The sequence below is a fragment of the Mesorhizobium sp. P2_D1 genome (assembly GCF_056404455.1).
Window position 1 is genome coordinate 80,882 of record NZ_JBFUDZ010000022.1, and the last position, 14,820, is coordinate 95,701.

9 protein-coding genes are annotated in these 14,820 nt (G+C 60.0%); all 9 read right to left on the reverse strand.

Going from position 1 to position 14,820, the window contains the following annotated elements; translation table 11 throughout:
* Positions 1-32: 32 nt before the first annotated feature.
* Positions 33-1,367, reverse strand: coding sequence for an HlyD family type I secretion periplasmic adaptor subunit (locus AC1D0I_RS17630; RefSeq protein WP_477396670.1), 1,335 nt, complete (start codon positions 1,365-1,367; stop codon positions 33-35).
* A 29-nt stretch (positions 1,368-1,396) separates the two neighbouring features.
* Positions 1,397-3,190 carry a type I secretion system permease/ATPase gene (locus AC1D0I_RS17635; RefSeq protein ID WP_477396672.1) on the reverse strand — a complete coding sequence of 598 codons (1,794 nt, stop codon included), beginning with the start codon at positions 3,188-3,190 and terminating at the stop codon, positions 1,397-1,399.
* A 17-nt stretch (positions 3,191-3,207) separates the two neighbouring features.
* The gene (locus AC1D0I_RS17640; RefSeq protein ID WP_477396674.1) at positions 3,208-4,509 is read right to left on the reverse strand and encodes a calcium-binding protein; all 1,302 of its coding nucleotides are present in this window, start codon (positions 4,507-4,509) and stop codon (positions 3,208-3,210) included.
* A gap of 361 nt (positions 4,510-4,870) precedes the next feature.
* Positions 4,871-6,964: a CAP domain-containing protein gene (locus tag AC1D0I_RS17645; protein WP_477396676.1), complete on the reverse strand. Its 2,094-nt coding sequence runs from the start codon at positions 6,962-6,964 to the stop codon at positions 4,871-4,873.
* 196 nt (positions 6,965-7,160) lie between these two features.
* Entirely contained in the window at positions 7,161-9,593 is a 2,433-nt protein-coding gene (locus AC1D0I_RS17650) for a hypothetical protein (protein WP_477396677.1), read from the reverse strand.
* A gap of 382 nt (positions 9,594-9,975) precedes the next feature.
* Entirely contained in the window at positions 9,976-12,669 is a 2,694-nt protein-coding gene (locus tag AC1D0I_RS17655; protein ID WP_477396679.1) for a M10 family metallopeptidase C-terminal domain-containing protein, read from the reverse strand.
* Positions 12,670-12,754: 85 nt separating this feature from the next.
* A complete protein-coding gene (locus tag AC1D0I_RS17660; RefSeq protein WP_167392394.1) occupies positions 12,755-12,913 on the reverse strand; it encodes a hypothetical protein in 159 nt (52 codons plus the stop codon).
* Positions 12,914-13,494: 581 nt separating this feature from the next.
* Positions 13,495-14,064, reverse strand: a complete 570-nt coding sequence (locus tag AC1D0I_RS17665; protein ID WP_477396680.1) for a hypothetical protein — start codon at positions 14,062-14,064, stop codon at positions 13,495-13,497.
* A 534-nt stretch (positions 14,065-14,598) separates the two neighbouring features.
* On the reverse strand, positions 14,599-14,820 hold a 222-nt coding region (locus tag AC1D0I_RS17670; RefSeq protein ID WP_477396682.1), incomplete at its 5' end, for a hypothetical protein.

Below are 14,820 nucleotides of genomic sequence, written 5' to 3' on the forward strand. Positions count from 1 at the left end.
GAAGGCACCCGCGCCCGCGATCTTGAGGGCAATTATTCCCTGAAGGCCCGGGAGAGCTGATCGGTGATGGGTTTCATCAGATAAGACCAGACAGTACGGTCGCCGGTCTGGATGTGCAATTCGGCAGGCATGCCCGGAATGAGCCGGGTTGCCGTTTTCAGGCAGACCGCCTCGTCGGTAATGTTGATGCGGGCCTCGTAGTAGGCCGTCCGGTTGGCTGTGTCCTTGACCAGATCGGGGGAGATCCGATCGACCGTTCCATGACACTCCGGCGTGGTGTTGCGGTCGAAGGCCGAGAAGCGGATGACGACCGCCTGGCCAAGGCTGACATCGTCGATGCGCAAGGGCGGAACCTGGGCATCGATCACCAGATCGTCCGTCTGCGGCACGATCAGCATCATGGTCTCGCCAGACGCGACAACGCCGCCAACCGTGTGGATCGCAAGCTCCTGCACGACGCCTGATTGCGGGGCCTTTATCGTCATATGGTCCAGCTGGTCCAGGGCCACCTGCTTGCGCTCGACCAGTTCGGCCTCCTTGCCTTCGGCCTCGCGCAGGTCGGCGTTGGCGCTTTTGCGGAAGTCGTTGTCGAGCTGGATACTGGCCAGCGCATTCTCGCTGATGCGCCCTTCCACTTCGGCGATCGCGGCCAGGAGCCTTCCGGCCTCGCCCTTTTGCTGGATGGTCTGCGTTTTCAAAGCGGTCAGGCGATCCAGCGATGCGAACCTCTTGGCGTAGAGATCCTGGATGATGATGAGGTCGTTGGTCGCCAGGTCAAGAGCTTCCAGGGCCGCGGCGCGCTGGGCCTTGAGGCCCTCGATCTGTTCGCGATATTGATCGTTGCGGGTTCCAAGCTGCGCCTTCTGGCTTTCCAGAAGCGTCATGTTGCTTCGATGCAGCGCGTTTTCACCCGCGATGAGGATCGCCATTGCGGGATCGCTGGCCCGGGCGGATAGATCGTCCGGGATGATCATCTCGTCGCGGCCAATGGTCTCTGCCTCCAGGCGGGTCATTTGCAGCCGCGCACGGTCCAGCTGTTGGCCAATGATGCCGAGGTTTGCGCGTGCCACCGTTTCGTCGAAGCGAACCAGGACCTGGCCGGCCGTAACCTTGTCACCATTTCGCACGAGGATTTCGTGGACGGTTCCGCCAGTCTGCTCCTGCACCTTCTTCACACTCGATTCCACCACCACCGTTCCGCTGGCGATGACCGCGCCGGCAAGGGAAGTGGTCCCGGCCCAGATGCCGATGCCGCCAACAAGTGCGGCGACAACGACGAGGCCGGATCCAATGGTCGATCGAACGCCATCGCCGCGCATCGACGGGCGTTGCAATGCCGGCGGGGTTGCTGCGCGCGATAGCCTCATGTCACTCGTTTGCATTGGCGCCAGGCTCATCATGGCCGCCTGTCATGCAAGGTGACGACGGTTGGTGCGCGTTCGCCGCCCGGGGCCTGTTCCGGCCGCACATTGGCTGGGCGCGTCATCTTTGCCAGCACTTCGTCCCGCGGTCCCATCGCCTGCACCGTTCCGCCGGCCATGACCAGCACGGTATCGATATTCGCCAACGCTGCGGGCCTATGTGCGATGACGACGACGATGCCACCTCGATCGCGCACGCCCTTTATGGCGGCGCCCAGGGCGATGTCGCCTTCGCCGTCCAGATTGGAATTCGGCTCGTCTAAAACCACGAGGAACGGATCGCCATACAATGCCCTCGCCAGACCGACCATCTGACGCTGGCCTCCAGAAAGTGCTGAGCCGCCTTCGCCGATACGCGTCTGAAAACCGTCGCTCAGCCGGAGGATCATCTGTTTGACCCCGGCAGCTTCGGCCGCCGCAACAACCGCATCCGCGCTCGCGTTCGCGTTGAAGCGGTTGATGTTCTCGGCAACGGTACCCTCAAACAACTCGATGTCCTGCGGCAGGTAGCCGACGTCGCGTCCAAGCGCTTCTTCATCGAATTGATCGAGTGCGGCCGCATCAAGACGCACCGTGCCGCGAAGAGGGGTCCACGCACCGACAAGGGCGCGCGCCAGCGTGGACTTGCCTGACGCGCTGGCTCCGATGATGCCCAGCCCGGCTCCCGCCTGCAAGGAGAACGCCACATTCTGGATGATTGGTTTTTGCTGGCCCGGCGCTCCGACCGAGACCGCCTCGACCGACAGCGTCTCCCGAGGCCGTGGAAGCGTAAGAGGCGCTTCTTGTGCATCGGCGTTGCGCAGCATCTGTTTGAGCCGGCCATAGCTCTGTCTGGTGGAAACCCAGGGGCGCCAGTTGGCGATGACGAGATCGACGGGCGACAGTGCCCTGGCGAGCATGATTGACGTCGCAATCATGATGCCGGGCGATGCCTCGCCTTCGATCACCAGGTAAGCGCCAAGTCCGAGCATCAGCGATTGCAGGATCATTCGCCACGTCCGCGAGACGGTCCCGGTCGCGCCGACGACGTCGGAAATGCGCAACTGATTGGCAAGATACGCTTCGCTCCGATCCTGCCAGAGACCGCTGATGCGACGTCCCATGCCAAGCGCGCGCACCACCTCGGCATTGCGACGCCCGGCATCGGAAAGCTGCTTGCGGGAAATGGACGATTCCATCGCCCGTTTGGCGGGTCCCCGGCTAAGCCCTTCGGCAACCAGTGTCAGCAAGACGCTCACGATCGCGCCGGCCGTCGCGAGCGCTCCAAGCAGCGGGTGGAGGAAAAAGATGCCGACCAGATAGAAGGGCAGCCAGGGCAGATCGAAGAAGGCTGTCGGGCCCGATCCCGAAATGAAGCTGCGTATCTGGTCGAGATCGCCGATCGGCTGAAGGCGTGTGCCTTCTTGACCGGACCTGAGAGGGAGCGAGACCGAGAGAGCGAAGACAGCCGGTTGCAGGCTGGTGTCGAAACGCCTGCCGATCCGCGCCAGCAGCCTGAGCCGCAGGAGATCAAGCAGACCATAGGCGATGTAAAGTCCCGCCATGGCGATCGAGAGCACAGTCAGGGTCGGAATGCTGTGCGAAGGCAGGACACGGTCATAGACCTGAAGCATGTAGAGCGAGCCGGTCAGACCAAGCAGATTGATCATTCCCGAGAAAACGGCAACGCAAACCAGTGCCGCGGCGCACGACCTGAGCGCACGGCTGGGCGCGGATAATCCCGCTGGGGCAGGTCGAGTGCCGCCGCGGTTCTGTATCTGAATTGCCACATGCCCCCGCTTAACGTTCAGGCTACGACGAAATCGGCGTTGGTCAGCGCCAGGTTTGCGGCAAGCGTGGYGAAATGGGTGGAACCACCCGCCGCACTGCCGTTGCTGTCATAGATGAGCCAGCCGGTATCCGTCTCATAGATGATATGATCGTTGCCGTCACCCGCAAGGCCGGTGGTGTTCTTAACGAACTGTTCCGCCGTCAGCGTGCCGTTGCCGCCAAGCGCTGCAAAGATCGCGTTATCGACCTGGATGGTGTCGTCGACCACTGAGAAGTCGGTGATGCGGTCGACATTGGCAGAAGCGTTCAGCGCCGTGGTGAAGACGAAGGTGTCATGCCCGGTGCTGCCGGACAGCGTGTCGTTGCCGAGCAGGCCGTTGATGACATTGTTGCCGGAATTGCCGGAGATGATGTTGGCGGTCGAGTTGCCTGTGCCATTGATGGAAGCCGCGCTGCGCAGTGCCAGGTTCTCCAGCTCCTGTCCCGACAGGTTGAACGAGACATAGGCCTGCACATTGTCGGTGCCGCCGCCGTTGGCCTCGATGACATGGTCTCCGGCATTGTCGACATAGTAGGTGTCGTTGCCTTGAGCGCCACTCATGGTGTCGGCGCCGGCAAGGCCGTTGATGACGTTGTTGCCGCTGTTGCCGGTGATGATGTTGGCAGCGGAATTGCCGGTGCCGTTGATCGAGGCCGCGCCGCGCAGCGCCAGGTTCTCCAGTGCCTGTCCCGATAGGTTGAAGCTGACATAGGCCTGGACATTGTCGGTGCCCCCGCCATTGGCCTCGACGACATGGTCGCCGGCATTGTCGACATAAAAGGTGTCGTTGCCTTGCGCGCCGCTCATGGTGTCGGCACCGGCAAGGCCGTTAATGATGTTGCTGCCTGAATTGCCGGTGATGATGTTTGCAGCGGAATTGCCGATGCCGTTGATGGAGGCCGCGCCGCGCAGCGTCAGGTTCTCCAGCTCCTGACCGGAGAGATTGAAGGAAATCGTGCTGTTGACTGTATCGGTGCCCTGGCCATTGGCCTCGAGGACAACGTCGCCGGCATTGTCGACCCAGAAGGTGTCGTTGCCGGTGCCACCGCTCATAGTGTCGGCGCCGGCGCCGCCATTGATGGTGTCGGCACCGCCGAACCCATAGAGCACGTCGTGCAGCGGCGTTCCGTTCAGCGTGTCATTGCCACTCAGCGCGAGATTGAGCAGACCCATCGTGTCATTGCTGAAGACGAAGCTCGCAACGTCGGTGGCTGCTACGTTCAGGCCCGTGATCTGAAGCACCGTGCTGCCAGCCACCACATACTGGACGGATGTCACGGTTCCACCAGTAGGGACGCCGGCGTTATAAGTGAATCCAGAGCCCTGAAAGAGTGTGTAATTCGACGCGTTGTCAAAAAATCTTGCATAGAGAGGCTGTGGGTCTTCGAAGTCGTAGTCGACTAGTGCTCCCACCTGCAGCGTATCGAAATTCAGTCCAAAAACGGTACCACCACTGACCACAGCCATGACGTTCTCCACCCAAGATTAACAACCCCAACCTATATTTACGAGGTTTCCTGAAACAGCACAACTGACCGTTCTTACTTGTAGTTAGCCAGCGAGGGTTCGGGATGGAATTGTTGCGATGGACTTTGGCGGTGGCGGCAAGGTCCGCTTCGGGCCGACCGGCATGACTTTCTTACACCACAACGAAATCGGCGTTGGTGAGTGCCAGGTTGGCGGCCAGCGTTGCGAAATGGGTTGAGCCGCCAGCGGCACTGCCGTTGCTGTCATAATAGAGCCAGCCGGTATCGGTCTCGTAGATGATGTGATCGTTGCCGTCACCGGCAAGGCCAGTTGTGTTCTTGACGAACTGGTCCGCCGTCAGAGTGCCGTTGCCGCCAAGTGCGGCAAAGATCGCATTGTCGACCTGGATGGTGTCGTCGGCGACCGAGAAGTCAGTGATGTGGTCGACATTGGTCGAGGCGTTGAGCGCCGTGGTGAAGAGGAAGCTGTCGTTGCCGGTGCTGCCGCTCAGCGTATCGTTGCCGAGGAGGCCGTTGATGACATTGGCGCCCGAATTGCCAGAGATGATGTTGGCGGTCGAGTTGCCGGTGCCGTTGATGTTGCCGGTGCTTCTCAGCGCCAGATTCTCCAGTTCCTGTCCTGACAGGTTGAACGAGACATAGGCCTGGACATTGTCGATGCCCTGGCCGTTGAGCTCGATCACGTGGTCGCCAGAATTGTCGACATAGTAGGTGTCGTTGCCTTGAGCACCGCTCATGGTGTCGGCACCGGCAAGGCCGTCGATGATGTTGTTGCCGCTGTTGCCAGTGATGGTGTTGGCTATCGAATTGCCGGTGCCGTTGATCGAGGCGCCGCTCCGCAACGCCAGGTTCTCCAGCTCCTGGCCGGAAAGACTGAAGCTGACATAGGCCTGCACATTGTCGGTGCCCTGGCCGTTGAGCTCGATGACATGGTCACCGGCATTGTCGACATAGTAGGTGTCGTTGCCGATGCCGCCCTGCATGGTATCGGCGCCTTCCTTGCCGTCCAGCGTGTCGTTGCCGCCAAGGCCGCTCAGCGTGTTGACGCCTGAATTGCCATTCAGCGCGTTGGCCAGGCTGTTGCCGGTGGCGTTGATCGAGGCTGCGCTGCGCAGTGCGACGTTCTCGATATTGCCCGTGAAGTGGTTGCCGTCACTGAGGTTGATCGAGATGTAGCCATTGACGATATCCGAGCCGTTGGCGCCGGCGGTGTTTTCACTGACGATATCGCCGGCATTGTCGACATAGTATGTGTCGTTGCCGGCCCCGCCATACATGCTGTCGGCACCCGCTTTGCCATCCAGCGTGTCGTTGCCGGCCTTGCCGTCCAAGTGGTCGCCGCCCGAGGAACCATATATGGCTTGGGTGCCGTCGGTGCCGATCAGCGTCAAGGCATTCGTGCCAAGCCCGACGATAGATGAAATGCCGTTCAGCGCCGTCACCGATACCGAGGTCCGGATGGTCGACTGGCCCATCAAATCGATCTTGGCGTTGAATCCGGCAGCGATCGTCGCGGTGAGAACCACCGGCGTCACCTGGTCGCCGCCGGCAAACGTGATGGTCTTGAGACCGGCCGTCACCTCTTCGGAATAGCCGCCGGCGCTGCCGCTGGCCGTGTTCGGTCCGCCGCTGACGGAAACCGTTATGTTGCCGCGCCCTTCGCCGATCGAATAGAACTGGTCGGCGGTCACGGTATCGTTGAAGGCGACACCGGTGAGAAACTGGTGATTGCCGCCTGGCCGGCCGAAATCTTCGGTCAGCATCGTCGCGTTGAGACCCTGATAGATGCCCTGGGCCTGGCCGACACCGACCTCCTGATAGTCCGGATTCATCAAATTGACACGGTGACCGCGGCCAGCGTAGTTCGAATCGACAAACAGAAGTTGATGGAGTTGCAGAGACATCGCCGGTGTGAGCGTGCCGGAAGTAGCGCTGTAGGCGATGTTTTCGCCTGCCGTATTCCAGTCATAGCCAGCGGCCGTGATCCGCTCGAATGGATCGTGGCCGCTCAGATCAGTATGCGAAAAGTAGTCGTGGTCGATCATGTCCTGGCTATGCGCCCGCGCCACGCTGAGCAACGTGTCGTTCATCGCCAGCGGCTGCTTCATTGCGGTGGAGATGGTCTCGTTGGCCGGAACCCCCTCATTGAGGCTTATGCCATATCGAGCGGCTTCAGCGGCCGGATCGAGCCGCGCGCGATTGATCAGTTCCAGGATTGCCTGCTCGACAGCACTCTGACTGGCCATGACTTTCCCCATCCAGTATTGTGCGAGTATTATTCTTAGGCAACATGCCGCCAAAACGCCAGCCGGCTGGAAGAAACCAGCTCAAAAGCCGTCCCATTCAAAGCTTGAACGGGCTCCACAGGAGATATGCCCACGCAATCGCAGGCGCCGTAATCGAGCGCCTGCGATTGCGGGGGGAGCTCTATCTTCGAGCGGGTCAGACCACGGCGAAATCGGCGTTGGTGAGCGCCAGATTGGCGGTCAGCGTGGCGAAATGCGTGGAGCCGCCAGCGGCGCTGCCGTCGCTGTCATAGTAAAGCCAGCCGGTGTCGGTCTCGTAGATGATGTGATCGTTGACGTCGCCGGCAAGGCCAGTTGTGTTCTTGACGAACTGGTCCGCCGTCAGAGTGCCGTTGCCGCCGAGCGCGGCAAAGATCGCATTGTCGAGCTGGATGGTGTCGTCGACCACCGAGAAATCGGTGATGCGGTCGACATTGGTCGAGGCGTTCAGCGCTGTGGTAAAGACGAAGGTATCCTGGCCAGTGCTGCCGGACAGCGTGTCGTTGCCGAGGAGGCCGTTGATCGCGTTCGCGCCACTGTTCCCGGTGATGACATTGGCAATGGAGTTGCCGGTGCCGTTGATGTTGCCGGCGCTTCTCAGCGCCAGATTCTCCAGCTCCTGCCCGGAGAGGTTGAAGCTGACGTAGGCCTGGACATTGTCGATGCCCTGGCCGTTGAGCTCGATGACGTGGTCGCCGGCATTGTCGACATAATAGGTGTCGTTGCCTTGTGCCCCGCTCATCGTGTCGGCGCCTGCAAGGCCGTCGATGATGTTGTCACCGGTGTTGCCGGTGATGATGTTGGCAGCGGAATTGCCGGTGCCGTTGATGGAAGCCGAGCTGCGCAGCGCCAGGTTCTCCAGCTCCTGCCCGGAGAGGCTGAAGGAGACGTAGGCCTGCACATTGTCGATGCCCTGGCCGTTGAGCTCGACAACGTGGTCGCCGGCATTGTCGACATAGTAGGTATCGTTGCCTTGCGCGCCGCTCATCGTGTCGGCGCCGGCAAGGCCGTCGATGATGTTGTTGCCGGTGTTGCCGGTGATGATGTTGGCAGCGGAATTGCCGGTGCCGTTGATCGAGGCCGAGCTGCGCAGCGCCAGGTTCTCCAGCTCCTGTCCCGACAGATTGAAGCTGACATAGGCCTGGACATTGTCGGTGCCACCGCCATTCGCCTCGATGACATGGTCGCCGGCGTTGTCGACATAATAGGTGTCGTTGCCGGTGCCGCCGCTCATCGTGTCGGCACCGCCGAGGCCATCGATGACGTTGTTGCCGGAATTGCCGGTGATGATGTTGGCAATGGAATTGCCGGTGCCGTTGATCGAGGCCCCACTGCGCAGCGCCAGGTTCTCCAACTCCTGGCCGGAGAGGCTGAAGGAGACGTAGGCCTGGACGTTGTCGGTGCCGCCGCCATTGGCTTCGATGACATGGTCGCCGGCGTTGTCGACATAGTAGGTATCGTTGCYGGTGCTGCCGCTCATCGTGTCGGCGCCGGCGAGCCCATCGATGACGTTGTTGCCGGAATTGCCTGTGATGATGTTGGCAGCGGAATTGCCGGTGCCATTGATCGAAGCCGCGCTGCGCAGCGCCAGGTTCTCCAGCGCCTGTCCCGACAGATTGAAGCTGACATAGGCCTGTACATTGTCGGTGCCTTGGCCATTGGCCTCGATGACAATGTCGCCGGCATTGTCGACATAGTAGGTGTCGTTGCCGATGCCGCCTTGCATGATATCGGCGCCACCACGGCCGTCGATGACATTGGCAACATTATTCCCGATGACGGTATCGGCATGTGCGCTGCCGATGACGTTCTCGATCGTTGTCGAGAACGCAAGGCCCAGATTTCGCTCCCATTCATAGGCCGGGGTGGTCGGATCAGTCAGGGTGTTTCGAATAAAGTCCCCAAAGCCACCAAATTGCGCGGTGAGGTCAGCGATCTGATTCTCGACATTGTAGTAGTCGAGATCCGAATAGGCGCCGGGGCGCAAATCGACGGTCGAACCTCGGGAAAGCGCGGACAGGTCTAGAGTGTCCGTGCCGCCGGCATCGTAGATCGCCTGCCTGCCATTCAAGCCATTGTCGGTAAAGGCATAGACCGTATTGCCGGTGGCAGTGGTCGGATCTGCGCCGTAATGGGACTGAATCGCCATGATATCGAGCACCATTGGCGTAAACGACGACGTTCCCTCGACACTGTAAGCGATGCCCCCGCCGCCGCCGTCTGACCACGTGAAGAAATAGTCTTCCGAGGTGTAGCTCATCACCGTGTAGGTTCTGCTGTCGTACCCCGCCGGCACAGTCGGCGCCTCGAAGGGGTGTTTCAGTCCCAGGGCATGCCCGGATTCGTGGATGAGAATCTGGAAATCAGAGGTATGCTGGGCGAAACTGGATGACTTAAAGGTCTCGTCGACCCAGATGTCGCCGTTGACGGCAATTGCCGTGTTACCGGGCAGGGGCGGGCCATAGGCATAGGCGGCTGTGCCTGAGCCCTCGCGCGCTGTGACGTCGGTGAATGCGACGCGGATTTTCCCGGGGATTGCGTCCGATACCTCAGTTATCGAAGGCGCGATCAACGCGTCCCAAAGAGACAAGGCGATCCGAAAGCTCGCCGCCTGGGTGCTGTTGAAAGGTCCGGACTGAGCGTCGAAAGGCTCTCCCGATCCATAATCTGTCTCCCAGAGTGAACCGGCGCCCGGAATTGAGTAAGTGATCGTCGAGCCGGACCACTTCGCACCGTCCACGTCAACAAGCCCATTCCGAGCCTGTGTCACGGTCACATTTGTCAAAGTCATCGCGCACCCCCCGCGGTTGTTGGACGATAATATTCGGCTACAGTATGGATCATAGACAATGGTGTCCGCTACGCTCGGAGAAATTCCAGGAAAAGTGAGAAACAGTTTCCCGTCCGGAATTGTGTCAACCAAAGAGAAAGAGCGGTTTTGCGTTCAGTGAAACGATGAACCGCTCCTACCTTCACACCACGACGAAATCGGCGTTTGTCAGCGCGAGGTTAGCGGCCAGCGTGGCGAAATGGGTTGAGCCGCCAACCGCACTGCCGTCGCTGTCATAGTAGAGCCAGCCGGTGTCCGTCTCGTAGATGATGTGCTGGTTCGCAGTGGCGGCGGCGCCCGACGCGTTGGCGGCAAACTGGTCAGCCGTCAGCGTACCGTTGCCGCCAAGCGCTGCGAAGATGGCGTTGTCGACCTGGATGGTGTCGTCGGCGACCGAGAAGTCAGTGATGTGGTCGACATTGGTTGAAGCATTCAGCGCTGTGGTGAAGACGAAACTGTCGTTGCCGGTGCTGCCGGTCAGCGTGTCGTTGCCGAGGAGGCCATTGATGACGTTGGCTCCCGAATTGCCGGTAATGATGTTGTCTGTGGAGTTGCCGGTGCCGTTGATGTTGCCGGTGCTTCTCAGCGCCAGATTCTCCAGTTCCTGGCCGGAAAGATTGAAGCTGACATAGGCCTGGACATTGTCGGTGCCCTGGCCGTTGAGCTCGACCACATGGTCTCCGGCATTGTCGACATAGTAGGTGTCGTTGCCTTGAGCACCACTCATGGTGTCGGCACCGGCAAGGCCGTCGATGATGTTATTGCCGCTGTTGCCGGTGATGATGTTTGCGATCGAATTGCCGGTGCCGTTGATATTGCCTGAGCCCGTCAGCGTCAGCTTCTCCAGTTCCTGTCCCGACAGGTTGAAGGAGACTGAGCTGAAGACGCTGTCGGTTCCCTGGCCGTTGAGCTCGACGACATGGTCGCCAGCGTTGTCGACGTAGTAGGTGTCGTTACCGGTGCTGCCACTCATGGTGTCGGCGCCGCCGAGCCCATTGATGACGTTGTTGCCCGAATTGCCGGTGATGATGTTGGCAGCGGAATTGCCGGTGCCGTTGATCGAGGCCGCGCCGCGCAGCGCCAGGTTCTCCAGCTCCTGGCCTGAAAGATTGAAGGAGACGTAGGCCTGCACATTGTCGATGCCCTGGCCGTTGAGCTCGATGACATGATCGCCGGCATTATCGACATAGTAGGTGTCGTTGCCGGTGCTGCCGCTCATCGTGTCGGCGCCGGCGAGCCCATCGATGACGTTGTTGCCGGAATTGCCGGTGATGATGTTGGCCGCGGAATTGCCGGTGCCATTGATCGAAGCCGCGCTGCGCAGCGCCAGGTTCTCCAGCGCCTGGCCGGAGAGGTTGAAGCTGACATAGGCCTGGACATTGTCGGTGCCCTGGCCGTTGGCCTCGATGACATGGTCGCCGGCATTGTCGACATAGTAGGTGTCGTTGCCGACGCCGCCGCGCATTGTGTCGGCGCCGCCCTTGCCGTCCAGCAAGTTGTTGCCGGAATTGCCGATCAGCGTGTCAGTGCCGGAACCGCCAACGGCGTTCTCGATTGTCGCGCCGAAGGCAATTGAAACATTGCGGTGGCCGCCGCCGATGTCGGAGAAACTGCCTGCGGCCAGATTGATGATTTGGGCTTGGCCGAACCCGGACGCATTCAGCGTATCGACACCACCAGCGTCCCAAATGCAGATAGCCGGCGAGGGGTTCAGGGCGAAGTTGTACACGTTGCCCGCATTGGAACCAAAACCGTAGACCGTATTGCCCGTACGCGTCGTCATATTGGCGCCGTAGAGCTGCTGAACAGCCAGAATGTCATACAACATCAGCGTGTCGGGATAGTCGTTGTAGTCGGATGCGCCGGTGTTGGTCTCGTCGAAATAGCTCATCACGCTGTATTGGTTGCTGTCCTGGATGAACTGGGCATCGTTGCCGTAGGTCGGATTGGTATCGGCATTGTATTCGCCCGGATGTGAAAGGCCGAGCGCGTGGCCTGTTTCGTGCAGAATGGTCTGGTAGTCGTAAGAGCCGATGGGCAGATTTCCCGTGTTAACGGCGTCGGTGTTCAAATGCACGTCCCCGGAAATGTCGCCTGGCGCCGTCGTTCCCGGGTAAATTGCGTAGGCTCCTGCAGGGTCCGCCGTCGATGTGTAGTTTCCAAACAGCATCGTCGCGTTGTCGCTGGTGCCAGCGGGGTTGACTTGCGTGAAAGTCAGGCCGCAGACCGACGAATACATGGCAAGCACGGACTTGACGGCAGCGATTTCCGCGGAACCCAACGGACTGAACGGGGCAGCAACCCCTTGCGAGTCCGTGCAATTGACGTCCGTCGTTCGCACAGCCCATGTCACGTTCACCGGCTGCCCGGGCGCTGTGCTCCAGCTGCTTCCGGGCCTCAGGATCGCGCCGGCCCCCATCAATTCGTCGTAGCTGGCCCGGGTTCCGCTGACTACGGAAACACCATATTGCCCCACGTAATCATCGTTATATGCGCCGGCATTGATGAAGTAATCGCCGGTGGTCGAGGCCGTGTAGGTGATCGTCGAATAGCGGTACTGGCCCGGGATGACGTCATCGTTGGACGCAACCAATGTTCCGGATGCGTTCATGAGGGCCATGAACGTATCCTCGACATTGTCGCCGACGGTCGGACTGACACGCGCACCTTCACCGACTTCCGCGAATGTGTAGGTCTGGCCCGCCACCAGATGCACCCGGTACCAATCATGGTCGCCGGCCGAAGACAAATGGCCAGTCGCTGTCTGGCCGACTGCCAGGGTGTAGCTGGTGGCGATGGATGACGCCGCATCCGTTGTTTCGGTGACGTTCGGCATTGCTTCCCCCTCTGCGTTTCCTGCGGCAGCGCCGCTTATTATCGATAATGGAGCTTGAGGCTCATAACCCGCATGTCCTGCTGGCCTATTTGCCGTCGTTCACTTTGTCCTTGCCGCATAGCCGTTCTGCCACTTCGAGTGCCCTGCGAAGGACTTCCCGATTTTCCGCTGCCGAAATGATCGGACTTCCAAGGCGTGCTTCGTGCAGACGCGCCAGCGCCTGCTCGCAGGTTTTGGCATTCATCGGGCGCTGCGGATTTCGAGGATAGGATTGTACTGGCTGAGGTCCGATAGTGGATGCCACCACGATAGCTCCTACGCATAGGAGGTTCCGAGTCATGAGCCTTTTCCGTGACCGGTCTGTCTTTGACCAGGCGGCCCAATTCTCGGCTTGGTGACAGCCACCCATGCCTGTCGCCATCATGATCGGCCACAACCACCTTCCAAAAGATACAATCGCTTTCCGCGGCTTCGCGCCGACAGGTCAATTGCGGAACATTTGTTTCCGAAATCCTATGCCCACGCCCCTAGATTGATACTCTATGTCACGGTCACGACTGTATTCAACGCTGTTCTTGAGGAGCAGCTAAAATTCTTGCTTGAATTCCGTATGTACCGCGTTGCTTTGTTGGCATGAGTGCATCTCTCCTGGCATCGGGCTGGACTGCTTTGGGTGCACCCAGGCGACAAGGTACGGATCGCAGGCGCGGAAATATCGGTGTTGCCGCCGGCCAGTGCGAGTTCCGCCGCCCTGGTTTGCATGCTGAGTTCCTTCAATTTCAGGCGCAGATCATCGTCCATGACTTTCCTCCGTTGGCTGGAGGCCTAGCGTATCGACGAAGGGGAAGTTGCCCCCACGCGTCTAATAGGCTGTCTTTCGCCGTTTAGGTCCTTGGTTTTCACAAGGACCTTCCTTGGCTTCCCGAAAAGCGCGTGTAGCTTGTCCGCGACCTCAATAACCGCAGAGAAAGCTGCATTGAAGGTCGTCATGGTGTCGCCTGCAAGGCCGTTACGAGCAGCGTAGTCCTCCAAGGCTTCCTGCGAAACGGTCAAGGTGAACGTGCCACCGTCTTGGTCCCAGACCAGAACCTCTACACCGCCGGCATTTATGTAGGGTTCATTCTTACGCCGATGATCCAGCAGGGTAGCACCGTATTGCGCCCACAGTCGCTCGCAGTCGTTTGCCCTCAGGCTTGGCGTTCCAGGTTTGCCATAGAATACCATCGCCGCCCGGACGTCATATCCAAGCACCTCTGCATTGGCGACGAACTGGATGGCGTCCCCGAGGCGAGTGGTGCCGAGCTTGACTTCCGTCTTGCTCGCGAGGTCGATCACACCAATGATTTCGGCTTCGTTATTCCTGGCAGCCAATACCGCGCATACAGTCGCGAGCATGTGAGCCTCCGCTAATAATCTTAACCTCCAGAAGCCGGCTTGTTCCCCGCCGGGACTAGCCGGCCTGCAACCAACACGGACAGCCAGCCCAACCGGCCACTGATGCCGTCGAGGAGCGAGAATGCCCGCATTAGTTAAAAAAATAACAAAAACCTAAAAGGCCCTGGTCTAGGTCGGCCCAAGGGAACGCCGAACAAGACCACGCTGCTCAAGCACGCTATTTTGAAAGCAGCGGCGGAATATGCCTAACTGCGCGGGGCTTCGCAGTTACCAGCCGGGAACTCCGTCTACCTGGGAGGAAACACGATCCATTCGTCAGGAAGGCGGCTACCCCAGCTCCGTCGCAGGTGGCAACCCTCGAAGCTGCCTTTCATGCCGAGTGGAAAAAGCTTCGCGCCATAGAGCCGGCGCTGAACGCAGCAGAGCAGCGCTATATGGACATCAAGGGACGGCGACCTGTCATGGCCGAAATGACAGCGGAGGAGGTCGAAGGTCGAAAGGGTCCGGCGGACGACTGTCGCTGATCTCGCAAACCTACCGCCAAGCCGCGCTGGCGTCGAACATGCCGAGGCCTYGCGCGCCTATGACAAGGCTGATGCTGGCATCCGGCGCAAGACAGGCTATGGCAAGCTCGATCGAGAATACTCCAAACAGACCCACCGCACGGGGAACGCAGCTAACGCGCTGCTTCGCTACCCTGCAAAGACGCTGGCCGATCTCGCGGCGAAGGAGCGAGTGCATCGCACGTGGGAATTT

Bases quoted from the DNA above. Each gene is read 5' to 3' on its own strand.
- AC1D0I_RS17655 (WP_477396679.1), bottom strand. From the start codon at position 12,669: ATGCCGAACGTCACCGAAACAACGGATGCGGCGTCATCCATCGCCACC.
- AC1D0I_RS17660 (WP_167392394.1), bottom strand. From the start codon at position 12,913: ATGAATGCCAAAACCTGCGAGCAGGCGCTGGCGCGTCTGCACGAAGCA.
- AC1D0I_RS17645 (WP_477396676.1), bottom strand. From the start codon at position 6,964: ATGGCCAGTCAGAGTGCTGTCGAGCAGGCAATCCTGGAACTGATCAAT.
- AC1D0I_RS17630 (WP_477396670.1), bottom strand. From the start codon at position 1,367: ATGAGGCTATCGCGCGCAGCAACCCCGCCGGCATTGCAACGCCCGTCG.
- AC1D0I_RS17665 (WP_477396680.1), bottom strand. From the start codon at position 14,064: ATGCTCGCGACTGTATGCGCGGTATTGGCTGCCAGGAATAACGAAGCC.